27 protein-coding genes are annotated in these 23,502 nt (G+C 67.8%); 16 read left to right on the top strand and 11 right to left on the bottom strand.

The window, feature by feature from the left end:
* The first annotated feature begins 26 nt into the window (after positions 1–26).
* The 3 genes from ACWV14_RS21925 to zigA all read left to right on the top strand — a co-directional run bounded on the left by ACWV14_RS21925 (position 27) and on the right by zigA (position 3,060).
* Entirely contained in the window at positions 27–926 is a 900-nt protein-coding gene (locus ACWV14_RS21925) for an SDR family oxidoreductase (protein WP_454903706.1), read from the top strand.
* A 127-nt stretch (positions 927–1,053) separates the two neighbouring features.
* Positions 1,054–1,767: a DUF899 family protein gene (locus ACWV14_RS21920; protein WP_454903705.1), complete on the top strand. Its 714-nt coding sequence runs from the start codon at positions 1,054–1,056 to the stop codon at positions 1,765–1,767.
* Positions 1,768–1,866: 99 nt separating this feature from the next.
* Entirely contained in the window at positions 1,867–3,060 is a 1,194-nt protein-coding gene (gene zigA / locus ACWV14_RS21915; protein ID WP_454903704.1) for a zinc metallochaperone GTPase ZigA, read from the top strand.
* A gap of 10 nt (positions 3,061–3,070) precedes the next feature.
* Here the strand turns inward: zigA and ACWV14_RS21910 are convergent, their stop codons facing one another.
* Positions 3,071–3,559 (bottom strand): Fur family transcriptional regulator, encoded by a 489-nt coding sequence (locus tag ACWV14_RS21910; RefSeq protein ID WP_422087464.1) that lies wholly within the window; start codon positions 3,557–3,559, stop codon positions 3,071–3,073.
* A 168-nt stretch (positions 3,560–3,727) separates the two neighbouring features.
* Between ACWV14_RS21910 and ACWV14_RS21905 the strand changes: the two genes are divergently transcribed.
* Positions 3,728–4,726: a Bug family tripartite tricarboxylate transporter substrate binding protein gene (locus tag ACWV14_RS21905; protein WP_454903702.1), complete on the top strand. Its 999-nt coding sequence runs from the start codon at positions 3,728–3,730 to the stop codon at positions 4,724–4,726.
* A 15-nt stretch (positions 4,727–4,741) separates the two neighbouring features.
* On the opposite strand, the gene ACWV14_RS21900 is transcribed toward ACWV14_RS21905, so the two are convergent.
* The gene (locus ACWV14_RS21900; RefSeq protein WP_454903700.1) at positions 4,742–5,050 is read right to left on the bottom strand and encodes a hypothetical protein; all 309 of its coding nucleotides are present in this window, start codon (positions 5,048–5,050) and stop codon (positions 4,742–4,744) included.
* Positions 5,051–5,196: 146 nt separating this feature from the next.
* On the opposite strand from ACWV14_RS21900, the gene ACWV14_RS21895 reads away from it, so the two are divergent.
* The 5 genes from ACWV14_RS21895 (at position 5,197) to ACWV14_RS21875 (ending at position 9,555) form a co-directional block, all read left to right on the top strand.
* A complete protein-coding gene (locus ACWV14_RS21895) occupies positions 5,197–5,859 on the top strand; it encodes an alpha/beta hydrolase (RefSeq protein ID WP_454903698.1) in 663 nt (220 codons plus the stop codon).
* Positions 5,860–5,872: 13 nt separating this feature from the next.
* A complete protein-coding gene (locus tag ACWV14_RS21890; RefSeq protein WP_454903696.1) occupies positions 5,873–6,190 on the top strand; it encodes a putative quinol monooxygenase in 318 nt (105 codons plus the stop codon).
* Between the two features lie 175 nt (positions 6,191–6,365).
* A complete protein-coding gene (gshA, locus tag ACWV14_RS21885; RefSeq protein WP_454903694.1) occupies positions 6,366–7,928 on the top strand; it encodes a glutamate--cysteine ligase in 1,563 nt (520 codons plus the stop codon).
* Between the two features lie 187 nt (positions 7,929–8,115).
* Entirely contained in the window at positions 8,116–8,496 is a 381-nt protein-coding gene (locus tag ACWV14_RS21880; RefSeq protein ID WP_454903693.1) for a response regulator, read from the top strand.
* A gap of 129 nt (positions 8,497–8,625) precedes the next feature.
* The gene (locus tag ACWV14_RS21875) at positions 8,626–9,555 is read left to right on the top strand and encodes an SDR family NAD(P)-dependent oxidoreductase (protein WP_285413040.1); all 930 of its coding nucleotides are present in this window, start codon (positions 8,626–8,628) and stop codon (positions 9,553–9,555) included.
* 27 nt (positions 9,556–9,582) lie between these two features.
* Here ACWV14_RS21875 and ACWV14_RS21870 read toward each other — a convergent pair whose 3' ends face one another.
* The 3 genes from ACWV14_RS21870 to bamE form a co-directional block, all read right to left on the bottom strand.
* Complete coding sequence (locus ACWV14_RS21870) at positions 9,583–9,942, bottom strand: HPF/RaiA family ribosome-associated protein (RefSeq protein ID WP_422087455.1); 360 nt, start codon at positions 9,940–9,942, stop codon at positions 9,583–9,585.
* Positions 9,943–10,058: 116 nt separating this feature from the next.
* Positions 10,059–10,487 (bottom strand): CBS domain-containing protein, encoded by a 429-nt coding sequence (locus ACWV14_RS21865; protein WP_454903692.1) that lies wholly within the window; start codon positions 10,485–10,487, stop codon positions 10,059–10,061.
* 146 nt (positions 10,488–10,633) lie between these two features.
* On the bottom strand, positions 10,634–11,242 hold the full coding sequence (gene bamE / locus ACWV14_RS21860; RefSeq protein ID WP_454903691.1) for an outer membrane protein assembly factor BamE domain-containing protein: 609 nt from the start codon (positions 11,240–11,242) through the stop codon (positions 10,634–10,636).
* 193 nt (positions 11,243–11,435) lie between these two features.
* On the opposite strand from bamE, the gene ylqF reads away from it, so the two are divergent.
* The gene (gene ylqF, locus ACWV14_RS21855) at positions 11,436–12,398 is read left to right on the top strand and encodes a ribosome biogenesis GTPase YlqF (RefSeq protein ID WP_422087452.1); all 963 of its coding nucleotides are present in this window, start codon (positions 11,436–11,438) and stop codon (positions 12,396–12,398) included.
* A gap of 1 nt (position 12,399) precedes the next feature.
* Here ylqF and ACWV14_RS21850 read toward each other — a convergent pair whose 3' ends face one another.
* Together ACWV14_RS21850 and ACWV14_RS21845 are read right to left on the bottom strand one after the other, a co-directional pair.
* Entirely contained in the window at positions 12,400–13,236 is an 837-nt protein-coding gene (locus ACWV14_RS21850; protein ID WP_454903690.1) for a hypothetical protein, read from the bottom strand.
* Between the two features lie 120 nt (positions 13,237–13,356).
* Entirely contained in the window at positions 13,357–15,000 is a 1,644-nt protein-coding gene (locus tag ACWV14_RS21845) for a DUF4139 domain-containing protein (RefSeq protein ID WP_454903689.1), read from the bottom strand.
* Between the two features lie 196 nt (positions 15,001–15,196).
* Between ACWV14_RS21845 and ACWV14_RS21840 the strand changes: the two genes are divergently transcribed.
* Positions 15,197–15,622, top strand: a complete 426-nt coding sequence (locus tag ACWV14_RS21840) for a PaaI family thioesterase (protein ID WP_422087449.1) — start codon at positions 15,197–15,199, stop codon at positions 15,620–15,622.
* On the opposite strand, the gene ACWV14_RS21835 is transcribed toward ACWV14_RS21840, so the two are convergent.
* A complete protein-coding gene (locus ACWV14_RS21835; RefSeq protein WP_454903687.1) occupies positions 15,552–16,775 on the bottom strand; it encodes an acyltransferase family protein in 1,224 nt (407 codons plus the stop codon). The two genes, ACWV14_RS21840 and ACWV14_RS21835, sit on opposite strands and share 71 nt — an antisense overlap.
* Before the next feature lie 153 nt (positions 16,776–16,928).
* Between ACWV14_RS21835 and ACWV14_RS21830 the strand changes: the two genes are divergently transcribed.
* The 4 genes from ACWV14_RS21830 to ACWV14_RS21815 all read left to right on the top strand — a co-directional run bounded on the left by ACWV14_RS21830 (position 16,929) and on the right by ACWV14_RS21815 (position 20,617).
* Positions 16,929–17,831 (top strand): LytTR family DNA-binding domain-containing protein, encoded by a 903-nt coding sequence (locus ACWV14_RS21830; protein WP_454903685.1) that lies wholly within the window; start codon positions 16,929–16,931, stop codon positions 17,829–17,831.
* 152 nt (positions 17,832–17,983) lie between these two features.
* Positions 17,984–19,186 (top strand): ammonium transporter, encoded by a 1,203-nt coding sequence (locus tag ACWV14_RS21825; RefSeq protein WP_106935068.1) that lies wholly within the window; start codon positions 17,984–17,986, stop codon positions 19,184–19,186.
* An 80-nt stretch (positions 19,187–19,266) separates the two neighbouring features.
* Positions 19,267–20,202 (top strand): succinylglutamate desuccinylase, encoded by a 936-nt coding sequence (locus tag ACWV14_RS21820; RefSeq protein ID WP_454903684.1) that lies wholly within the window; start codon positions 19,267–19,269, stop codon positions 20,200–20,202.
* A 13-nt stretch (positions 20,203–20,215) separates the two neighbouring features.
* Entirely contained in the window at positions 20,216–20,617 is a 402-nt protein-coding gene (locus tag ACWV14_RS21815; RefSeq protein ID WP_454903683.1) for a DoxX family protein, read from the top strand.
* 13 nt (positions 20,618–20,630) lie between these two features.
* Here the strand turns inward: ACWV14_RS21815 and ACWV14_RS21810 are convergent, their stop codons facing one another.
* The 3 genes from ACWV14_RS21810 to ACWV14_RS21800 are packed head-to-tail and all read right to left on the bottom strand — an operon-like array spanning position 20,631 to position 23,082.
* Positions 20,631–21,521: a restriction endonuclease gene (locus tag ACWV14_RS21810; RefSeq protein ID WP_454903681.1), complete on the bottom strand. Its 891-nt coding sequence runs from the start codon at positions 21,519–21,521 to the stop codon at positions 20,631–20,633.
* Between the two features lie 55 nt (positions 21,522–21,576).
* Positions 21,577–22,488 (bottom strand): peptidoglycan DD-metalloendopeptidase family protein, encoded by a 912-nt coding sequence (locus tag ACWV14_RS21805; protein ID WP_454903679.1) that lies wholly within the window; start codon positions 22,486–22,488, stop codon positions 21,577–21,579.
* A gap of 42 nt (positions 22,489–22,530) precedes the next feature.
* A complete protein-coding gene (locus ACWV14_RS21800; protein ID WP_454903677.1) occupies positions 22,531–23,082 on the bottom strand; it encodes a pseudouridine synthase in 552 nt (183 codons plus the stop codon).
* An 86-nt stretch (positions 23,083–23,168) separates the two neighbouring features.
* On the opposite strand from ACWV14_RS21800, the gene ACWV14_RS21795 reads away from it, so the two are divergent.
* Positions 23,169–23,477 (top strand): hypothetical protein, encoded by a 309-nt coding sequence (locus ACWV14_RS21795; RefSeq protein ID WP_454903675.1) that lies wholly within the window; start codon positions 23,169–23,171, stop codon positions 23,475–23,477.
* Positions 23,478–23,502: the final 25 nt, after the last annotated feature.

The following is a 23,502-nucleotide window of genomic DNA, read 5'->3' as shown; positions in this document are numbered from 1 at the left end:
TCGCTCTCAAGCAAGGAGCCGAAAAGATGCAGAAACAAGAAAGCACAGACCGTCCGCTGAAGGACTGCGTGGCGGTGGTAACGGGTGCGAGCAGGGGCGCCGGGCGCGGCATTGCGATCGAACTGGGCGCAGCCGGCGCCACCGTGTACGTCACCGGACGCAGCACGCGCGAACAGCCTGCCGCCAGCTACGGCCAACTGCTGGCCCTGTCGGACCTGAAGGCGCTGCCCGGCAGCATCGACGACACCGCCGACGAGGTCACGCGCCAAGGCGGCCGGGGCATCGCCGTGCAGTGCGACCACACCCGCGAAGACGAGGTGGCCGCGCTGTTCGCACGCGTGGACAGCGAGCATGGCCGACTCGACCTGCTCGTCAACAACGCCTGGGGCGGCCACGAGAGCTTCAACGGCGTATTCGAGGCGCCGTTCTGGGAGCATCCGCTCTCCAACTGGGACACCATGTTCGACCGCGGCGTGCGCAACCATCTGGTGGCCAGCCGCTGCGCCGCGCCGATGCTGGTGCGGCAGAAGAAGGGGCTGATCGTCACCACCACCTTCTGGGACCGGGGCCGTTACCTGCGCGGCAGCCTGTTCTACGACCTGGCCAAGGCGTCGATGACGCGGCTGGCCTTCGGCATGGCGCACGAGCTGAAGCCGCACGGCGTTGCGTCCGTCGCGGTGTCGCCGGGCTGGATGCGCACGGAATTCGTGCTGGCCGGGCACAAGACCGACGAGGCGCACTGGCAGGAAAGGCCCGAACTCGCGCGCACCGAATCGCCGCGCTACCTTGGCCGGGCGGTGGCCGCGCTGGCGGCCGACCATGCCGTCATGGACAAGACCGGCGAGGTGCTGCGCGTGGCCGACCTGGCGCGCGCCTATGGCTTCACCGACATCGACGGGCGGCAGGTCGAGGCTTTCGAGATGTAGGGCGGCGTAGGACAACTCCAGGCCCGGCAGGGGAAAAGCGCGTACTGGCGCAGCGAGATATTCGGCAGCAAGATGGCGCGGCGATCAACGTCAATCCCCATCTCTCGGCCTCAGGAGGTGATCCGCCATGTCTTCCAGTGCAGAGTCCTTGGGCCTTGCTTCGGCAAGCCAGCTCGCAAGGTCCAACCCCGTCCGCTTCCCCGGCGAAAGCGCCGAGTACCGCAAGGCGCGCACCGAGTTGCTCGCCGAAGAAATCGATCTGCGCCGCCGCATCGAGCGCGTGGCCGAGATGCGCCGCGCGCTGCCGCCGGGCGGCGTCGTGCCGCACGACTATGTGTTCCAGGGCGCCGATGGACAGGTGAAGTTCTCCGAACTGTTCGGCAAGCACGGCACCCTCATCACCTACAACTGGATGTTCGGCCCGAAGCGCGAGCGGCCATGCCCCATGTGCACGTCGCTGCTCAGCGCCTACGACGGCGAAATGCCCGACATCCTGCAGCGCGTGGCGTTCGCGGTGATCGCCACCTCGCCCATCGACCGCATGACGGCGTTTGCGCGGGAGCGTGGCTGGCGCCATCTGCCGCTGTACTCGTCGGGCGGCAACGACTTCAACCGCGACTACGCCGGCGAGAAGCCCGACGGCGGCGACAACCCGGCGTTCAACGTGTTCCGGCGCGACGGCGACACCATCCGCCATTTCTGGGCCGCCGAGATGAGCCCCGGCACCGCCGACCCCGGGCAGGACCCGCGCGGCGCGCCTGACCCGATGCCGATCTGGAGCCTGCTGGACATGACGCCTGAAGGGCGGGGCAAGGACTGGTATCCGCAGCTTCAATACTGAGCGGCGGGACGGCGCGGGCGACCTGCGCGAAAGGCAAACGCAACCAAGTTGCGTTGATCCATATAATGCAATCCTGTTGCATATATGGAGCCTGCCCCCATGGCCGATCGCCTCCCCGTCACCGTGCTCTCCGGCTTTCTCGGTGCCGGCAAGACCACGCTGCTGAACCACATCCTCCACAACCGCGAAGGCCGCCGCGTGGCGGTCATCGTCAACGACATGAGCGATGTCAACATCGACGCTGCGCTGGTGCGCGACGGCGGCGCGCAGCTGTCGCGCACCGACGAGAAGCTGGTCGAGATGAGCAACGGCTGCATCTGCTGCACCTTGCGCGAAGACTTGCTGGTGGAGGTGGGCCGGCTCGCCAAGGAGGGCCGCTTCGACCAGCTGGTGATCGAGTCCACCGGCATCTCCGAGCCGCTGCCCGTGGCCGAGACCTTCACCTTCGCCGGTGAAGACGGCAAGAGCCTGGCCGACGTGGCGCGGCTCGACACCATGGTGACGGTGGTCGACGCCTTCAACTTCCTGCGCGACTACAGCTCGGCCGACAGCCTTGGCAAGCGCGGCCAGTCGCTCGGCGACGAGGACACGCGCACGGTGGTCGACCTGCTTATCGAGCAGGTCGAGTTCTGCGACGTGCTGGTGGTCAACAAGATCGACCTGGTCACCGCCGAGGAGCGCGAGCGGCTGATGGCGATCCTGCACAGCCTGAATCCGCGCGCCCGCATCGAGGTGTCGGAGTTCGGCCGCGTGGCGCTCGACCGGGTGCTGGACACCGGCCTGTTCGACTTCGAAGAGGCCGAGCAGGCGCCCGGCTGGCTGGCCGAGCTGCGTGGCGAGCACCTGCCCGAAACCGAGGAATACGGCATTCGCAGCTTCGTCTACCGTTCGCGCCTGCCGTTCCACCCGATGCGCTTCTGGAAGCTGGTGCAAAGCGAGTGGGAGGGCGTGGTGCGCTCCAAGGGCTTTTTCTGGCTCGCCAGCCGCGCCACGCGCGCCGGCTCGTGGTCGCAGGCCGGTGGTGCCTGCCGCTACGGCGCGGCAGGCTTCTGGTGGGCGGCGGTGCCGCGCGAGCACTGGCCGACCGACCCGGAGGCGCTGGATCTGATCCGCAGGAACTGGGACCCGGCCACGGGCGACGCGCGGCAGGAGCTGGTGCTGATCGGCATCGGCATGGATGAAGACGCGCTGCGTGCGCGGCTGGACGCCTGCCTGCTGACGGAAAACGAGATGCGCTTCGGCGCCTCGTGGTGGCAGAACTTTCCCGATCCGTTCCCGTCCTGGAACGCGTGAACGGCCGAAGCTACCGTGCGCACTCTCCGCAGGTGCCGTGCAGGGTGAGGGCGGTGTGGCGGGTGTCGATGCCCTGCTTGCGCAGCGCCTTGCCCAGCCTGCCCATCACCTTCGGCAATTCCGGGTCGGACGGCAGTGCCAGCACCTTGTGGCACTGGTCGCATTCGAAGGTGTTGCCCGAGGCGGCCTCGACGTGGCGCGAGAAGCGGTTGACCCGGTCGGCGCCCACCCGGCGGTCGCACAGGCCGGCCTCGACCAGCCGGTCGAGCACGCGGTAGACCGTGACGCGGTCGGGCGCCTCGCCGGCGGCGGCGGTGTAGGCGGCGGCCACTTCCTCGTGGGTCAGCGGCTGGGAGCTGTGTTCGAGCAGTTCGAGCACGGTCTGCGCGGCGCGCGTCACGCGCAGGCCGCTGTCGCGCAGCAGCCGTTCGCTGTCGAACGGCGCCGCGGCGGCAGGGGCGGCAAGAGGGGGCTTCGGTTGCGAGGTGGTGGTCTTCATGCGAAACGCCATTGTGTTGCATCCGGGGTGCCCGTGTCCCTATCGGGGGCGCAGGGAGGCGGTGGCATATGCCCGAACGCACCTAAGCATCTGACAAATGGGTCGTTTGCCTGCGGGCGGTAGCGCTCCAGAATCGCGCGCTTTGTCTTCCGCTAACGAAAGTTCACCATGCGCGCCCGTTTCCTGCTGACTCCGATATTCGCCCTGGGCGCGTTGTGGGCCGGCGTATCGCTTCCCCTGGCCGCGCAGGCGCAGCAGCCTGCTGCAGTGGCCTACCCGTCGAAGCCTGTGCACATCACTGTCGCGAACACGCCCGGCAGTTCGCCCGACGTGCTGGCGCGCTTTCTGGGGCAGCGGCTTTCGGAACAATGGAAGCAGCCCGTGGTGATCGACAACCGCGCCGGCGCGGCGGGCATCCTGGCGGCCGACGGCCTGGCCAAGGCCCAGCCCGACGGCTATTCGCTGCTGGTGGGGGCCGACGGGCCGATCACCATCCTCCCCAACATCCAGGCCGGCCTGCCCTACGACGCGCGGCGCGACCTGGTGCCGGTGGTGTCGCTCGGGCAGATCGACTTCGTGCTGGTGGCCAACCCGAAGACGGGCTTTCGCACGGTGGCCGACTTCGTGCGCGCGGCCAAGGCCCATCCGGGCCGCATCAACTACGCCTCGGCCGGCAACGGCAGTCCGCAGCAGCTCAGCATGGAACTGCTCAAGCAGAAGGCGGGCATCTACGTCACCCACATCCCGTACCGCGGCGGCCCGCTGGGCATGCAGGACGTGATCGCAGGGCAGGTCGACGTGATGTTCATCGCCGTGGGCCCGGCGCTGCCCCAGATCCGTAGCGGCCGGCTGGTGGCGCTGGGCACCAGCGGCGAGAAGCGCCATGCGCTGCTGCCCGAGGTGCCCACCGTGGGCGAGACCTATGCGGGCTATCGCTCGGGCACCTGGTTCGGTTTGTTCGCGCCGGCGCGCACGCCGCAACCGGTGGTCGACGCCATCGCGGCCGATGCTGGCCGCATCGTGCAGACACCGGCTGCCCGCGCCGAACTCGCAGCACAGGGCATCGAGGCCACCGGTCATCCGCAGCGCCAGTTCCAGGCGCAAGTGTCGAGCGAATACGAGCGCTATGCGCAGATCGTGAAGGCAGTCGGCATCAAGGCCGAATAGTCCGCTGCAGCTGCTTTACTTGACGGACCGGGCCAGCGCCTTGGCGAAGGCTTCCACGTCTTCCTCGTGGCACGCCTCGGCGGCCAGCGGGGCATGGCCCTGCGCCACGGCGGCGAGCGCGACGGCCTTCCTGGGGCACAGGCCGAGGCAACTGCACTGCACCACGCGCAGCCGCACCGGCAGGTGCGAGAGGCTGTGCTTCAGTTCCTTGCGGACCTGCCTGGCCCTGAGCTTCGTGGGGCCGTCCTTGCGTTCTTCGCAGTCGCCGCAGACCAGCACGACGCCGGCCAGCTTGGTCTCTACCAGGGGAGGGGAATGGCTCACTCGGGGTTTCCTTGGTGTCTTTGCGAACCATGTTGGGCGCGGCGCAACCATGTGCAAGTCAGCCAACCGGCCGTTTCCATGCCTCTGGCAGGCCCCGAATGCGCTAAGGTCCGGTCATTCGCGTTCCTGAATACCTTTGCCCGACCATGTCCCGTCCCCCCATCGAGATAGAAACCGCCCCCAACCCCACCGCCACGGTGATCGTGATGCACGGCCTCGGCGCCGACGGCAACGACTTCGTGCCGATCGCCAATGAACTCGACCTGGCGGCCGTGGGCCCGGTGCGCTTCGTGTTCCCCAACGCGCCCGTCATTCCCGTGACCATCAACGGCGGCTACCAGATGCCGGCCTGGTACGACATCGCCGTGGCCGATCTCGCGGCGCGCGAAGACGAGGCCGGCCTGCGCCGCTCGCAGGCCACCATCGAGGCGCTCATCGCCAGCGAGAAGGCCCGGGGCATCGCCGCCGGCCGCATCGTGGTGGCGGGCTTCTCGCAAGGCTGCGCCATGGCCCTCATGACGGGCCTGCGCCACACCGAACGGCTGGCGGGCATCGTCGGCCTCTCGGGCTACCTGCCGATCGCGGCCACCACCGCGGCCGAGCGCCATGCCGCCAACCACGAGACGCCAGTGTTCCTGGCGCACGGCCGGCAGGACCCGGTGGTGCCCCTGGCCGGCGCCGTGCGCTCGCGCGACGCGCTCATCGCCCTGGGCTACACCGTCGAGTGGCACGAATACACGATGGCGCATTCGGTGTGCACGGAAGAAATTGCCGACCTGAACCGCTTTCTGCTGCGGGTGCTCGGCTGAAGGAGACGACCCCATGATCCTGGTCATCGGACACGCGCTGGCAAAGCCCGACACCCTGCAGGCGATGCTGGCCATCAGCACCGAGCACGTACAGCGCTCGCGCGCCGAGCCGGGCTGCATCTCGCATGAAGTGACCACCGATGTGCTGCAGCCGCTGCGCCTGACCTTCGTGGAGCGCTGGAGCGACATGGCCGCGCTGCAGGCGCACTTCCGGGTGGACGCCTCGCGCGCCTTCGCCAAGGCGCTGGCGGCCATGGCCGAGGGCACGCCGGAGATCCATGCCTACCAGTCCGACGAGATCGACCTCTCGGCGGGCCGCGCCAAGGCCTGATTCCGGCCGGTATCAAGGTACGGTCGAGCCGTTCAACCCGCTTGGCAGCTATGCGTGAAGCTATCAAAAAAGTAGCGCCCGGCAGGGTAGCCGAATGCGGGATTCCCTGCGCAAGCAACGTGCGCGCGCCCGTGCTACCTTCCAGCCCCTCAGAAGATTGATGGGTCATAACAATATGAGCAACAGATTGCAGGAGAGGTTGGGTGCTCTTTCAGCGACACGACTGAAAGGCATGCGACGCGGAATCGAGAAGGAAAGCCTGCGGGCGTTGCCGGACGGCAAGCTCGCGCTCACGCCGCATCCGCTGGCGCTGGGTTCGGCGCTCACGCATCCGCACATCACGACCGACTTCAGCGAATCGCAGCTCGAACTCATCACGGGCGTGCACGGCGGCGTCGAGTCGGCACTGGAAGAGCTCACGCGGGTGCACCAGTTCACCTACCGGGTGCTCGACACGCTGGGCGACGAGCGCCTCTGGGTGTCGAGCATGCCCTGCGGCCTGCCCACCGACGAGACCATTCCGATCGGCCGTTATGGCTCGTCGAACGTGGGCCGCGCCAAGAGCGTCTACCGCATGGGCCTGAGCCACCGCTATGGCCGGCGCATGCAGACCATCTCGGGCATTCACTACAACTGGTCGCTGCCCGAGGTGTCCAGCGAACAGTACTTCGCGCTGATCCGCAATTTCCGCCGCCACGCCTTCCTGCTGCTGTACCTGTTCGGCGCTTCGCCGGCGCTGTGTTCGAGCTTCGTGGCGGGCCGCCCGCACGAGCTGCAGCCGCTGGGCGACGGCAGCATGTTCATGCCGCACGGCACCTCGCTGCGCATGGGCCGGCTGGGCTACCAGAGCGACGCGCAGGCCTCGCTGGCGGTGAGCTACAACAGCCTGGAGGGCTACGGTGCCTCGCTGCAGGACGCGCTCACGCGCCCGTGGCCGGCCTACGAGGCCATCGGCATCCGCAACCTTGGCGGCGACTACAACCAGCTCGCCACCAGCCTGCTGCAGATCGAGAACGAGTTCTACGGCACCATCCGCCCCAAGCGCGTCATCAACCCCGGCGAGCGCCCGCTGCATGCGTTGCGCGAGCGCGGCGTGGAATACGTCGAGGTGCGCCTGATGGACCTCGACCCCTTCGAGACCGTCGGCATCAACGCGCAGACCATGCGCTTCATCGACGTGTTCCTGCTGCACTGCCTGCTGAGCGACAGCCCTGACGACACCCCGCAGGAAATCGCCGACCTCGCGCGCAACCAGCACCTCACCGCCGCTCGCGGCCGCGAGCCGGGCCTGCTTCTCGCGCGCGGCGGCCGCGAAGTTTCGCTGGCCGACTGGGGCGTGGAGCTGGCCGAGCAGTGCCTGCCGATTGCCGCTGCGCTCGACGCGGCGCATGGCGGCGGCACGCAGCATGTCGACGCAGTGCGTGCCGCGCTGGCCGCGCTGCAGGACCCCGACAGCCTGCCTTCGGCCCGCGTGCTGGCGGCCATCGAGCAGCAGCATGGCAACTCCTTCGTCGGCTTCGTGCGCGCGCAGTCGGAGCAGACCCGCGCCGCGCTGCTGGCGCTGCCGTTCTCGGCCGAGCAGCAGGCCGCGTTCGAGCGGATGACTGCCGAGTCGATCCAGGAGCAGAAGCGCATCGAGGCGGCCGACACGATGCCCTTCGAGATCTATCGCGAGCAGTACGTGTCGCCCGCGCGGCTGGGCATGACGCGCGGCCGCGTGGCGGCGCTGGCGGCCTAGCCCTACGCGGGGCACCTGGGCAGGCTCCGCGCCTCGCATGCCGACAGGCGTGCTGGCCGATGGCCTACAGGCATTGGCCCGCCTGGCTCACCGTGAGCGGCGCCCGGGTGGCGAGGATGTGGTCCATGCATCGACCACCTTCGTCCTCCAATACTTACCGGCCAGCCGCCGAGCCGGGGTTGTCGCCATGAGTTTCAGGGCCTACCTCGTCGAAGACAGCCCCGTGATCCGCGACAACCTCGTCGGTTTCCTGCAGGACGTGGCCGATGCCGAGGTCGTGGCATCCGCCAGTACCGAGGACGAGGCCGTGAGCTGGCTGCGCCTGCACAGCGACGACTGGGACCTGACCATCGTCGACCTGTTCCTGAAGCGCGGCAACGGCCTCGGCGTGATCCAGGCCTGCCGCAACCGCGCGCCGCACCAGAAGGTGGTGGTGCTCAGCAACTACGCCACCACCGACATGCGCCAGCGTTCGGAGCAACTGGGCGCCGATGCCTTCTTCGACAAGTCCGCCGAGCTCGACCAGCTGGTGGCGTACTGCGAACAGGTGCGGGCTTCCCACGGTTGAACCGGGGCCGGGCGGCTGACGCGCGCAGGACTGCGCGCCGGCGCCTTTCTGGGGTAAAACGCCACGCTGCCGCCTTCCGGGCGGCAACGAACAACGGCAAGCAACTCCCTAGGAAAGCGACAACGAGACATGAGCAGCAGCAACAGCAGCATCGACTTCAAGGGCCGCGTGGCCATCGTGACCGGCGCGGGCGGCGGGCTGGGCCGCCAGCATGCGCTGGCGCTGGCCGCGCGCGGCGCCAAGGTGGTGGTGAACGACCTCGGCGGCGCGCGCGACGGCTCCGGCGGTTCGGTGAGTGCCGCGCAGGCGGTGGTCGATGAGATCAAGGCGGCCGGCGGCGAAGCCATTGCCAACGGCGCCTCCGTGACCGACTTCGAGGCGGTTCAGGCCATGGTCAAGGAAGCTGTCGACGCCTGGGGCCGCGTCGACATCCTCGTCAACAACGCAGGCATCCTGCGCGACAAGAGCTTCGCGAAGATGGAACTGGCCGACTTCAAGCTGGTGGTCGACGTGCACCTGATGGGCGCCGTGAACTGCACCAAGGCCGTCTGGGCGCTCATGAACGAGCAGAAGTACGGCCGCATCGTGATGACCACGTCTTCTTCGGGCCTGTACGGCAACTTCGGCCAGAGCAACTACGGCGCCGCCAAGCTGGCGCTGGTGGGCCTGATGCAAACGCTGAGCATCGAAGGCGCGAAGAACGACATCCGTGTCAACTGCCTGGCCCCCACCGCCGCCACCCGCATGACCGAGGACCTGTTCCCCAAGGAAATGCTCGAGGCCTTCCGCCCCGAGGCCGTGGTGCCCGCCATGCTGGTGCTGGCCGCGCAGGACGCGCCGAACCGCACCATCCTCTGTGCTGGCGCCGGCACCTTCGAGGCGGCGCACATCACGCTGACGCAAGGCGCCTGGCTGGGCATCGAGGCCGACACGCCTGAACAACTGGCCGCGCGCCTGTCTGAGGTGACGGAGCGCGAAGGCGAGATCGTGCCGCAGAGCGGCGCGGCGCAGGGCTCCAACGAAGTGGCCAAGGGCATGGCCAACGCGAAGCGGGGCTGAGGGCAGCGTCACCGCCGCCCGCGCCGGCTACTCCGCGATGAACGTGGGGTCGGTGCGGATCGAGCCCCGGTCCCGGTGGTTGTGAAGGCGGCCCAGGGTGCTGTCGAGCAGCCGCTTGAGCTTGTCGGCCGCGCCGCGGAAGGCCTCGTCGAGGGTGGCCGCGTGCTGCTTCACCGCCAGCGGCTGGTGGTGCGCGAGGCGCGCCTCCATCACGCAGCACTTGTCGGCGCCGCCGGTCTTGTCGTGGTTCTCGTCGCTCAGGTGTACCTCGACGCGGGTCACGTCGTCGACGAAACGGCTCAGGTGTTGCTTGATTTCGGTGTCGGCCCAACGCTCCAGCGCGTCCTTGTTGGTGATGCCGTTGCTCGTGTTGACCTGAATCTGCATGCAATGTCCCTGCTGGATGGATGAACGAAGGCCCACTGTGCGCCCGGATGCGCCACACCGTGCGTAGGTCTATTCCCTACCCACGCGCCGGGCAGGGTCCGCAATGCGGCGGTTTCTCAGCTCTGGATGTACGTGGTCAGTTGCTCGATGGTGGCCTCGTGGTCCGAGATGATGTCGTCCATCAGGTCCTGGATCGAGATCATGCCGACCACCTTGTCGCCGTCGACCACCGGCAGGTGGCGGAACTTGCGCTGGCTCATGAGCGTCATGCAGGCGCGCGTGCGGGTTTGCGGGGTGACGGTCATCACGTCGGGCGTCATGATCTCGCTGACGCGCACTTCCTTCGAGTTCTTGCCCTGCAGCGCCACCTTGCGGGTGTAGTCGCGCTCGGAAAGAAAGCCCACCAGCTTGTCGCCCTCCATCACCATCAGCGCGCCCACCTCGAAGCGCGCGAGGGTGGACAGCGCATCGAACACCGTGGCGTGGGGAGAGGTGCGCCAGGCCGCGGAATCGTGGCGCTTGAGCAGTTCGGAGACGGGTTTCATCGCGGTAACTCCATAAAAAAGTTTTCGATTCGACCGACGCTCATGCGCCGCGCTCGCTCAAATGATAGGGGCGGACGTGCCTCAGGCGGCGCAAAACCCTCTAGGGGATTGCGCGTGTGTGCAATGCACGCGCAATCCGCGAAAACTCAAGGCTGTGCCGGCGCGGCGGCGAGCACGCGGCTCAGGGCCACCGGGTCGCCCACCACGGTCTTCACCAGGCCCTTGTCGTCGAACTGCACCTGGAACTCCGACCAGCTGTCGCGCCAGTAGCGCCACACCGGTGCGTCGAGGCTGGGGTTCTCGCTGGCCACCGGATAGCCGATAGCCATCAGCACCTGTTCGCGCGTCATGCCGGGCATCACCTTGGCCGCCAGGATGGCCTCGCGCACGGCGGGCGCGAAGGTGGCCATCTTCTGCTTCGGGTCCTGGGTGACGACGTAGCGCTGTGCAAACTCCGGCAACGTGATGTTGCGGCTGTAGTCGTTTTTGATGCGCTGCGGCTTGCCGCCCAGGTCGAGGCTGAACCAGCGGAAGTCGTAGGCCGTGATGCGCGCCGGGGTGCCCACGGCAACGATGCTCGTGCCCTGCTCGTCGTAGTTGATGTCGCTGATCGACTCGCCGTACGTGCGCATGTTGCAGCACAGGTAGCCGTTGATCATCGGGCCGGGCGGCGGCGACGGGCGCTGTGCATGGACGACGGTCGCGGTCAGGGCGGTGGCTGCCAGCAAGGTGGCGGCCGCAAGGCGGTTGAACATGGATTTCCCTCGGAGTCTTGTTGGAATGGCTGCGGTTTGCAGCGGGGAAATTCTAGGCAGAATGGCTGTGCGTAGCTATCGAAAACGTAGCACGCAGCTACCGTTCAGGTTCCCGGTTCACAATTCGCACCCCGGCCCGAAGGCCGGTCCGTTTCCCCGAATTCCAGTCAGCGCGAAAAGAAAGAGCCTACCGATGGCGATCCAGTGGTTCCCCGGTCACATGTATGCGACCCAGAAGGCCATCACCGAACGGGTGAAAGACATCGACGTGGTCATAGAACTGCTTGATGCACGCCTGCCCGGCTCCAGCGCCAACCCCATGCTGGCGGAGCTCACGGCCGGGCGGCCCAGTCTCAAGGTGCTCAACAAGCAGGACCTGGCCGACCCCGAGCGCACCGTGCACTGGCTCGCGCACTACAACGCGTTGCCCGACACCCGCGCCATCGGCCTGGACGCGAGCCAGACCACGCCCGCGCAGCAACTGGTGAAGGCCTGCCACCAGCTCTCGCCCAACCGCGGCGGCATGGCCAAGCCGATGCGCGTGCTGATCTGCGGCATTCCCAACGTGGGCAAGTCGACCCTCATCAACACGCTGACCGGCGGGCGCAAGGCCAAGACCGGCGACGAGGCCGGCATCACCAAGCTCGAACAGCGCATCACGCTGGCCGACGACTTCTACCTGTGGGACACGCCCGGCATGCTGTGGCCGCGCATCATCGTGCCCAAGAGCGGCTACAACCTGGCCGCCAGCGGTGCCGTGGGGCGCAACGCCTTCGACGAGGAAGAAGTGGCGCTCGAGTTGCTCAACTACCTCAAGGTGCACTACGGCGCCGGCGTGGCCGCGCGCTTCAAGCTGGTGGAGCTCGACGCCGCCACCATGGCCGAAATGAAGGACGAGGCGCTGCTCGACACCATCGGCCGCAAGCGCGGCGCGCTGCTGGGCAAGGGGCGCGTCAACCTGCAGAAGGCCGCGGAAATCGTCATGCACGAGTTCCGCGCCGGCAACCTCGGGCGCATCACGCTCGAAACGCCGGAAGAGTTTGCCGAGTGGCTGGCCGAGGGGCAGCGCCGCGACGCCGAGCGGGCCGCGAAGAAGGCCGCGCGCAAGCAAAAGGGCAAGCCGAAGCCCGAGACGGCGCCCGGTCAGGAAGCCTGAGTCAGTCCAGTGCGAACAATGCCGCGGCTGCCTCGTTGAGCGCCACCGTGCGGCGCGAATCCGGGTGCGGCCCGGCGGCCTTCAGCGCGCGCTGGTAGAGCGCGACGCGCGTGGCCGAGACCGGCCGGCACAGCGGCCGGCTCACGAAGCGCGAGAAGCTGCGCCCCGGCACCACGTAGCGCCCCGGGTTGAGCCGCGCGAAGCGGATGTACGCCTGCAGCGCATAGAGCATGTCGGCATGCAGCGCGTCCATGCGCTGCTCGGCGTCCTTGCCGATCTGCGCGCGGCCCTTGGCGTCTTTCTTCAGCGGCATGCCGAGGATGTCGGCCATGTCGATCTCGAAGTGGGTGAAGTCGCCATACGGGCGCTTGCAGTCGATCATGAAGGTGCGCCAGTTCGCCCGCTGCAGCAGGCGGATGTGCTCGTCGGTCACGTCGAAGGCATCGCGCTGGCCGAAGGGCGGCTGGAAGGCGTAGTGCCCCTGCGCAAAGCTCGCATGCAGGAAGAAGGCCGAGGCCACGGTGGTGAAGCGGTCGACTGCCGGCGACGCGGCGCCGTCGAGCGCTTCGCCGAATTGCTCGAGCGTCAGGTCGGGCGGCACGATGCCGGGTGCGCCGGATTCGCAGTCGATCCACTCGGCCTTGCTGCGGCGGAACCAGTCGATGTCTTCCTGCGTGATCTCCACGCTGCCGATGGCGGTGGCCGGCAGGGCAGGTTCCGGCGGCGCGGCGGCAGCGGCGGGCGCGCTTTTCTGCTCGCAGCCCGAGACGGCGAGCAGGGCGGACGCCGCGCACGCGGCCGACAAGGCCAGCGCGCCTCGCCGATGAATCCTTCTCACGTTTTTTCTCCCATGGAAAAGCAGTTGGGTCCATCAGGATGCCACGCCGGCCTGACTCGGATCTGAGGACGCGTTGCAAGTGCCGGTGCCACCCGGCAGCCCGGCAGCCCGGCCGGATGCTCAGCGCATCTGCAGCCGCGCGTCCTTCGGGTAGCCGATGGTGTAGTCGGCCGCCACGCGGGCGGACTTGCCGGCGTCGAGGTCGAAGCGCCACATCGTCAGGCCGGGCTGCTTGTTCCACGACAGGTCGTCGGGCCTGGGCGCGAACTGCGAGCTCACGCGCACCTGCTCGTCGACCGACACCGGCGCGGCCTCCAGCACCTCCACCGTGACAGGCGTGCGGTGGCGGTTCTCGACCACATAGGCGCGTTGCACCTTGCGCTCGGCGCGCGAGCCGGCGAAGCCGCCGGTGCCCTGGTTGTCGCGCTCGGGCTCGGCCTGCACGCGCACCAGCTCGTCGCGGCCGAAGGACAGCGTCAGGCGGGCATCGGTGGGGGGGCTCCAGCGGCCATTGCCGACGAAGGCGCCGTCGCGGTACAGCAGCATCGGGCCGGCCGGCCAGACGCCGTCGGGCTGCGCCATGTCGGCGACCAGGAAGGCGCTGGCATCCACGCGCGGGCTGGTGCGAGCGACCAGCCTGGCGGTGTCTTCGTGCTGGCCCAGCGCCAGGGTCACGCGCTGGCCGTTGGAGGGCACGTCGATGCTTTGCGGCACCGAAAACTCGGTGGCGAAGCTGCTGTCGAACACGCTCACGTCGAACAGCGGTGCGCGGCGCTCCCGCAACTGCTTGGCGCTCTCGGGGGCCGTGGCTATCGGCGCGGCGGCGGGCATCGGCGCCATCTCGTAGTTGCGCGGGCGCGCCGGCGGTGGCGGCTCCACGCCGATGCGCCATGCCGAAGGCAGGCGCCCCGTGGTTTCGCGGCGCGGCTGGCCGGTGGAGAGCACCAGCTTCACGCCGCGCCAGTCTTCGCCCGTGGCCTGCGCCACCAGCGCCTGGCGTTCGATGCGGACCTTGCCCGTGCCGCTGTCGAGCAGCGCGCGGTAGCTGGGCGTCCAGCCGGGGCCGTTGACCTGGTAGCTGAGCTTGACGTCGGCGTCTGCGCTGGCTGCCAGGGTGACCGTCACGGCCATCACCTGGTCGCCGCTGCTTTGGGTGCGGGTGCGCTCGGCGAGAAGAGGGTTGAGCTGGCGGTCGATGTCGGTCTGCCGGCGCTGGATCTTGTGCTGCTTGAGCAGTGAATCTTGCCCGGTACGGCGCATCGCCTCGGTCATGGCCACGAGGTTGCGCGCATCCATCGGCGCGCGGGCGCCCTGGGGCGCGTCGCCGCCGCTGCCAGCCAGGCCCTTGAGGTAGCCGTTGACCATTCCGAGCGCATCGCTCTCGGCCTGCAGCGCGGCCTTCTGGTCCTCGAGTTCGCGGATGCGGCCGTCGAGCGCGCTGGTCGCGCACTGCGCGGAAAGCTCGCGCGCCTCGCCAAGCACCGAGGTCTCGCCGACGCGCACCGATGCGTCGGCCGACACCTGCAGGCTCTGCACGTCCAGCCCGGCGGGCAGGCAGGCGAAGGTGACCGAACGGCTGCCGGCCGCCACCCGCGCCACGCGATCGATGGTGGCGCTGCCGGGATAGACCTTGACCTGGGTGATGCGCGAGCCGGAAAAGCCGGCCGGCTGCGTGGCGGCTTGCCCCTGCGCGCTGAGACTCAGCACCAGCAGGACGGCGGCGCCGGCGGTGGCGCGAAGGAAGACGGAGGTCGATGCTTTCATGGGATGCCTTCGAAGAAAGTGGGACAGACCCCCACTGCTACGGACGGGCCGCGCGAACGGGGTTAAGGCATCGCAAGAAAATTTTCGGCCGCTGTCGCCAAGGCAACCGCCGGCGCGCGGGCGGTCACGCGCGCGACGACGAATGCGAGGGGTGGTTCGTAGAGTGGCCCGCACCGCTTTCCAGGGACTGCACGCCATGCTCGACACCATCCAGGCCATCAACAAGACCGCTGCCTTCAACCGCTGGGCCGGCTTCGAAGTCACGAGCGCCGCCAACGGCGAAGCCGAACTGCGCATGGACTTTCGCGAGGAAGACATGGGCCAGTACGCCGGCTTCCTGCATGCGGGGCTGATCGGCGCGCTGCTCGACACCGTGAGCGGCTTTGCGGCCGCCAGCGTGGCCGGCCGCGTGCTGGCGTCGCATTTCTCGGTGAACTGCATCTCGCCCGCCGTGGGCCGCGCCTTCGTGGCGCGGGGGCGGGTGGTGAAGGCCGGGCGCAAGCAGGTGTTTGCCGCGGCCGAACTCTATGCGCAGGGCGAGGGCGATGCCCTCAAGCTCGTGGCGACGGGGAACGCCATTCTGGTTCCGGTGGAAGAGGCTGCCGCGAAGCCGGCCGCCTGAGCTTCAGCCCGAACAGCGGCCGCATGAAGTTGACGCGGCGGATCAGCCCGTCGGTCAGCGCCCAGCAGCCGAAGATGGTGAGCGCCACCAGCAGCGCGGGCTCGACCACCGGGCCGAGCGCGAGCGGGGCCAGCAGTACCACGCCCACGATGATCAGCGTCTGGTGCAGCACGTACCACGGGTACACCGACTCGTTGGCCCAGCGCAGCCAGGGCCAGGGCCGGTTCAGGTACCGGTGCCCGTAGCCCAGGATGGCCGAGACCGTCAGCCACAGATAGAGCACGCGCAGCACGTCCATCGACAGCCCCGAGGGCGGCCCGCTGGTGACGGCGCGCAGCGCGAAGAAAGTGGCGATCACCGCGAGCGCCGATGCAAGGGACACCCGGCGCAGCCGCTCCAGTTCCTTCCAGACGCCGGTGTCCACGCCCATCCAGTAGCCATAGAGGAACATCGTGAAATAGATGCTGTGCAGATGGAAGTCGCGCACCAGGTTGTGGGTGGCCGGAAAGCGCGAGGCCAGCAGCATCGTCCACAGCAGCAGCGGCACCGTAGGCAGCAACAGCAGCTTCCAGCCGCGCAGTCCGTTGAAGCCGCGCCGCACCCGCTGGCCGGCGGCGGACTTCCACAGCGGCAGCGTCAGCGCCACCAGCGCCGTGTAGGTGAACAGGTAGGGCAGGTACCAGAGGTGGTTCCAGGTGATGCCGAAATCCGCGCCGTCGAAGGCCTGCTTCGGCCACGGCGCACTCATCGACAAGTAGCGCAGCAGGAAGGCGCCGAAGCCCGGCGCCACCATCCCGTTGGCCACGCCCTGCGCATAGGCCTGGTAGGGCACGATCACCGCCATGCCGAAAGCCAGCGGCAGCATCAGCCTCAGGCCCCGGCTGCGCAGCAGCCCCCAGGTGCCCTGGCCCCGGCTCAGGAAACCCAGCGACACGCCGGAGATGAGGAACACCAGGTCCATGCGCCAGAGGTTGAGCATTGCCATCGGCCAGCGCAGCCATTCGGCCTCGTGAGGGCTCTTGAGATGCCAGTGCCAGCCGGCCACGTAATACATGCCCACGTGATAGAGGATGACGAAAAGGAAGGCCAGCGCGCGCAGGGCGTCGATGTCGTGGCGGCGATGGTCTGGCGGGGTGTGGTTGGCGGCGTGCATCTTGGGGCCTTGAAGCTGGAAGGCCGCGATGTTCGGCCGCACGGCCCCGCGGCGGCGCACCGCCGGGACGGATTGCCCCTGCTTTGTGACGAGCGGTGGCTGCCAGGGACGAAATCCGCCGGCCCCAGGGGCGATTTCGCGAGAATTCCGGGCATGGGCGATCCACGCAAGAACCTCTACGAACGCTACGAGCCGATCCGCCGCTATGTCGAGGTGGGCTTCTGGATCGTGCTGATGACGCTGCAGGCCGTGTTCAGCACCCTGGTCGCGATTGCCGACGTCGGCACGCGCGCCGTGCCGCATGCCCGCTGGGAGGTCGTGACCTGGGAGGTGTCGAGCCACGTCATGTTGTTGCTACTGGTGCCGGCGCTGGTGGCCATCGAGCGCCGGCTGGCGCCGCTGGCGAGCAGGCACTGGGTCCGGTTCCTGGCCTGGCACCTGGCGGCCAGCGTCGCGGTCAGCGTGGTCCATGTGGCCGGCATGTTCGGGCTGCGCTCGCTGGTCTATTCGATGGTTGGCGAGCACTACGGCTTTTCCAACTGGACCGCCCAGTGGGGCTATGAGTACCTGAAGGACGTGCGGGGGTACGCCAGCATGATCTTCGGCATCTGGGTCTACCGGCGGTTCCTGCTGCGGTTGCAGGGGGAGGCCCGGGTGCTCGATGCGCCGGAGGAGGGCGTGACAGAGGCTGCGCCCTCCATGCCGCAAGCACCCCCACCACCTCCCCCGCGCCCCGAACGATTCCTCGTGCGAAAGCTGCGCCGCGAATTCCTCATCGCCGCCACCGACATCGACTGGCTGCAGGCCGAGGGCAACTACGTGGGCCTGCACGTCAACGGCCACGATTACCTGCTGCGCGCCACGCTCACCGACTTCCTGACCCAGCTCGACCCCGACCGCTTCGCGCGCGTGCACCGCAGCCACGCGGTGAACCTGGGCCGCATCAAGGAAATCGAGCCGCTGGACGGCGGCGACGCCCGGCTGCACATGCACGACGGCACCACGGTGCCTTGCAGCCGCCGCTACCGGGACGCGCTGCGCGCCGGCGCGGGCTGATCCGGTGCGCAAGCGGGCTTGGGAAGCCCGTTATTGGTTCGTACTGCACCATCAAAGAGCTTTCAGGCACCTTTTTTGCTTGCTTGTGGCGCCGCTCCGAGCAATTCGGGTGCGTTGCACCAAATCAAACCAAAAAACTGCAAGAAGCTTCAATGGACGCACTCAAACAGGGCGCAGACGCGCTGTTCATCCTTCTCGGCGCGATCATGGTGTTGGCCATGCATGCCGGTTTTGCCTTTCTGGAGCTCGGCACCGTCCGAAAGAAGAACCAAGTCAATGCGCTGGTGAAAATCCTGGTCGACTTCTCGGTGTCGACCATCGTGTACTTCCTGGTGGGCTACGGCGTGGCCTACGGCACACATTTCTTCGTGAGCGCCACCGAACTGTCGGCAAGAAGCGGCTACGAGCTGGTCAAGTTCTTCTTCCTGCTGACCTTTGCCGCAGCCATTCCGGCCATCATCTCGGGGGGCATTGCAGAGCGCGCCAAGTTCTGGCCGCAGCTCATCGCCACGGCAGTGATCGTCGGTTTCGTCTATCCGCTGTACGAAGGCATTGCGTGGAACAAGCACTTCGGCATCCAGGGCTGGATCGCCTCGCTCACCGGCCACGAGTTCCATGACTTCGCGGGCTCGGTGGTGGTCCATGCCGTGGGCGGATGGCTCGCATTGCCGGCCGTGCTGCTGCTGGGCGCGCGGCGCAACCGCTACCGGGGCGACGGCTCGCTGAGCGCTCACCCGCCGTCGAACATTCCGTTCCTGGCGCTGGGCGCATGGGTGCTGTGCGTGGGCTGGTTCGGCTTCAACGTGATGAGCGCGCAGAGCATCGACAAGATTTCGGGCCTCGTCGCCGTCAACTCGCTGATGGCGATGGTCGGCGGCACGCTGGTGGCGCTGGCCATGGGCAAGAACGACCCCGGCTTCGTCTACAACGGTCCGCTCGCGGGGCTCGTGGCCATTTGCGCCGGCTCCGACCTGATGCACCCGCTGGGCGCGCTGGTGGTAGGCGGCGTGGCGGGCGCGATCTTCGTCAAGATGTTCACGCTGGTGCAGAACAAATGGAAGATCGACGACGTGCTCGGCGTGTGGCCGCTGCACGGCCTGTGCGGCACCTGGGGCGGCATCGCGGCGGGCATCTTCGGCACGCAGGCACTGGGCGGCATGGGCGGCGTGAATGTGTGGGCGCAGCTCATTGGCACGCTGATGGGCGTCGTCTGGGCCGGCCTGGCGGGGTGGGCGGTGTACGGCGCGCTGAAGAAGGCGGTCGGGTTGCGCCTGACGCAGGAAGAGGAATACGACGGGGCCGACCTGTCGATCCACCATATTTCGGCTACGCCGGAGCGTGAAGTGAACTGGTAATGGGCCCTGGCGGCGTGCGAGGCGCGAAACGGCCATCTGTAGCAAACTTGCCGGCTGCTTCGCTCACTCCCTACAGCCCCATGACCCAATCGCCCCCCGCCCTCGAAGTCCTCCCCCGCGACCTCTCCGCCTACCGCAAGGGCAACGTCGGCATCGACTACGTGCACCGCTTCGAGTCGGGCAAGCCCGGCCCGCACGTGCTCATCAACGCGCTCACGCACGGCAACGAGATCTGCGGCATGACCGCGGCCACGCACCTGCTCGACAACAACGTGCGCCCGAAGATCGGCACGCTCACCGTGGCCTTCGCCAACATCGAGGCCTACGAGTCATTCAAGGAAGAGGCGCCCTTCGACAGCCGCCAGATCGTGCACAACCTGAACCGCATCTGGTCGCCCGAGTGGCTCGACGGCGCGGAAGACAGCCCCGAGCTGCGCCGCGCGCGCATCCTGCGCCCGGTGGTGGAAGCGGCCGACCACATCCTCGACATCCATTCGACCAGCCAGCCCGTGGTGCCGTTCTGGGTGTACCCGGCGTTCGAGCGCAACGCCAAGGTCGCGCTGGCCATCGGCCGCCCGTCGGTGCACCTGGTGATGCCCGACGGCCTGGGCTCGGGCACGCCGCTGATCCAGTACGGCAGCCATGGCGGCCCGGACGGCAAGGGCGTGGCGATGGTGGTCGAGTGCGGCCAGCACTTCCTGCGCTCCGCGTCCGAACTCGCGACCGCCGTCACCTACGACTTCCTTGCGTACTTCGGCCTCGTCGACAAGGACCCGGCCACGCCGCCGCCCGAACCGCAACGGCGCTTTCAGCTGCTGCAGACCTACGTCATCAAGTCGGAAGACTTCGCGTTCGTGCGCCCGCTGATCGGCTTCGAGACCTTTGCCAAGGGCGAACTGATCGCGACCAACGGCGCGGAAGAGATTCGCGCGCTGTGCGACGACTGCACGATCTTCATGCCGGCGCAGCGCACGATCGTCGGGCGCGAGGCGGTGTATCTCACCAAGCCGCTGTGAGGCTGGCTGTTCGATGACCATGATGCCCGCCATGAGCCGTTGGCGCACGGCGGGGCTGGTGTTCGTCTTCCTGTGGTTCGCCATAGGCGGGGTCGCGCATTTCGTGGCGACCGAAGCCGAGATGCAAATCGTGCCGCCGTGGATTCCCTGGCCGCGCGAGATCGTGTGGGCGAGCGGCGCCTTCGAACTGCTGGGCGCGGCCGGGTTGCTGTGGCGACACACGCGGCGGGCTGCGGGGATCGGGCTTTTCCTGCTGACCCTGGCGGTCACGCCCGCGAACGTCTACATGCTGCAGCGGGCGGACTTGTTCGCAAACGTGCCGTATTGGGCGCTGGTGGCGCGGCTGCCTTTGCAGGTGGTGTTGCTGGCCTTGATTGCGTGGAGTACGAAGCTGCCGAAAACGCTCGACAAGTGAGCGAGCCGGCGGGCTATGCCGTTGCGACAGTCTTGGCCTTGGGAATCGTCCGGCCTCCGCACCGACGATAGTTGGCGCAACCCCAGAAGCTGCCGTCGTTCCTTTTCGAATCCTTTTCGATCATCTTGGCACCGCAACTTGCGCAAGTGGGGCGCCAGTATTCGCCCTCGTACGCGACCGCGAGCAAGGCCGCCTGCTGCTCCGGCGTGCGCTGGCTGATCAGCTTCAGCAACGCGGTACCGTCCTGTGCGTGAATGCCGTTCGCCTTGGCGAACGCGATGGCATCGTCGGAAAACGTGGAGCTCGTGACGTAGGTGCCGCTCTTCAACTGATGCGAGGCCATCACCCCGAAGAACTCGCGCATTTCCTTGACGCCGACCACCTTGGTCCGCCAGTGCTTGCACTGGACGATGCGTGGCACGTCGCTGTGCCTGGATTGGAGCCAGATGTCGATTCCACCGTCCGCGCCATGCGACTGGCTGCGCGTGGTGAAGCCGGCCTGCGCGTAGAGCGCTTCGCACACAGCCTCGAATCGGCGCCATTCGATGGCGGCAAGCACGGAAGGCCCCCACTGCGATTCCATCCGGGGGGCGGGTGTTAACGACGTGGAGGGCTGCTGCGATGTTTTTGCGGAAGCAGGTTTGGCTGGCTTGACGGGCGCCGGTGCCGGCACCGAGCCGCGGTTCGTGAGGTAGTTCAACGCGAGAAGCACTGCCCCTATCGCCAATGCCATCCACCCCGCCGGACGAAGTGCCGAACCGAGAGCTCCCGCGAACACGTCCTTCAGCAACAGGGGTAGTAAGGTCAGCAACAGGATGCCGATGAAGACCGCCGTCCATCCTTTGCCTGCAAGCTCTCGCCGGGCACGCTCGCGGCGCCGCTCGGCTCTTGTTTTTCCAGCCATCGCTTGTCCTCGTCTCGCTCCAATCTTCGGCGAGTGTATGAGGAGTGCGGGAGCTTCAGGCAGCAACGAACAAAGCCGGATCCACCATCGCCCGGTTCAGCATCACCGACCAATGCAGGTGCGGCCCGGTCACCCGTCCGGTCGCGCCCACCGCGGCCAGCTTCTCGCCGGTCTTCAGCACGTCGCCGATCTTCACGTCGACCCGGCTCAGGTGGCAGTACATCGTCAGCAGCCCACCGCCGTGGTCCAGCCACACCGTGCCGCCGTTGAAGAAATAGTCGCCCGTGTCGATCACCTTGCCGGGCAGCGGCGCGAGCACCGGCGTACCGGTGCCCGCCGCGATGTCCATGCCGCTGTGCGGATTGCGCGACTGCCCGTTGAACACCCGGCGCAGGCCGAACGAGCTGGAGCGGCGGCCCGGCACGGGCACGCGCATCTGCAGTGCTGCATCGGGGCGCATGTCGGTGAGCGTGGCCATCACGGTGGTCAGGTGTTCGCGTTCGCGTTCGTAGCGGGCCTGGTCTTCGGGGGCCAGGTCGACGGTGCGCGGGGCGACAGTCAGGCGTTGCTCCCGGTATTGCTTGGGGGCGATGGTGTAGGCGATCTGCTTTTCGGGGCGGCCTTCGGGGCGCACGGTAATGCTGGCTTCGCCCGGCTCGGCCGCGAGGGGAATGCCGACCAGCGCGGTCCATTCGATGGCGTCGCCCAGCACGAGCAGGGGTACGTCGCCTGCAAAGGCAGCGGGCCGCTTTGCAGCCGGGCCTAGCGACAGGCGGGCCACGCCGCCCGGTACCTGGGATGCGTGTGGCCAGACATCGGCGTGCGCGGGTTGCTGCGATTTCTTTGACGAGGCGGCGTTGGCCAGCTGTGAAGCAGGCATCGCCAGCAGGCCGAGGCCGCCGAGCAGGGCAGAGCGGCGATTCAGCATGGAAGACGCACGTTCGGAAAAGACGGAATTGATTGGCATGAATAGATGTTCGATGAAGGTTCTTTTTGATGCGGGGCAGGGTCAGCCGAGCCAGCTCCCGGGCGCCAGCCCTTCGAGCGTGTGCGGCCCGATGGCGGCGCGGATCAGCCGCAGCGTCGGCAGCCCGACGGCCGCCGTCATTCGTCGCACCTGGCGGTTGCGGCCTTCGCGGATCGCCAGCTCCAGCCACGCGGTGGGGATGCTCTTGCGCTCCCGGATCGGGGGCTGGCGCTCCCACACCTGGGGCGGCGGGTCGAGCAGGCGCGCCCTTGCGGGGCGCGTGGGGCCGTCGTTGAGCTGCACGCCGCCGCGCAGCGCCGCGAGCGCTTCTTCGGTCGGCGTGCCTTCCACCTGCACCCAGTAGATCTTTTCCATCTTGAAGCGCGGATCGGCAATGCGCGCCTGCAGCTTTCCGTCGTCGGTGAGCAGCAGCAGGCCTTCGCTGTCGGCGTCGAGCCGGCCGGCCACATAGACGCCGGGGATGTCGATGAAATCTTTCAAACCGCGCCAGCGGCCCTCGGGCGTGAACTGGCTGAGGACGCCATAGGGCTTGTTGAAGCGGATCAGGCGGGAAGAAGGGCTCGGAAGGTTCATGAGCCGACAGGATAGCCCGGGTCTGTCCTGCAACATTCGATGCAGTGGGTGGCTCCAATGGGTTCATCACCAAGGAGAACCCGGAAATGACGATGCGAAGCTTTATTCATCTCGCTTGCGTGGCGGCGGCGGGTTTTCTGATGGCGGCCTGCAGCAGCACGTCCTTGCGCGTCGGCGGGGCGCCCGATGCGAGCGTCAAGAATTGCGTTGCCGCCGCCGCGCGTGAACTGCGGGTGCCACCGGCGAGCATCGTGGTGGACAGCGGTTCGACGCCGCGCGACGGGGTCTATACGATCAACCTGAAGGTCGGGCCGCAAGCGCGGTCAGCCGTGTGCACCACCGATGAGAACAGCGCGGTGCTGGGCGTGGTCTACAAGCGGGCGGGCGCGTACTGATAAAAGAAAAAAGCCGGAGCCATGG

The sequence above is a fragment of the Variovorax durovernensis genome, assembly GCF_977011995.1.
This window is presented reverse-complemented; position numbering and strand designations above follow the sequence as displayed.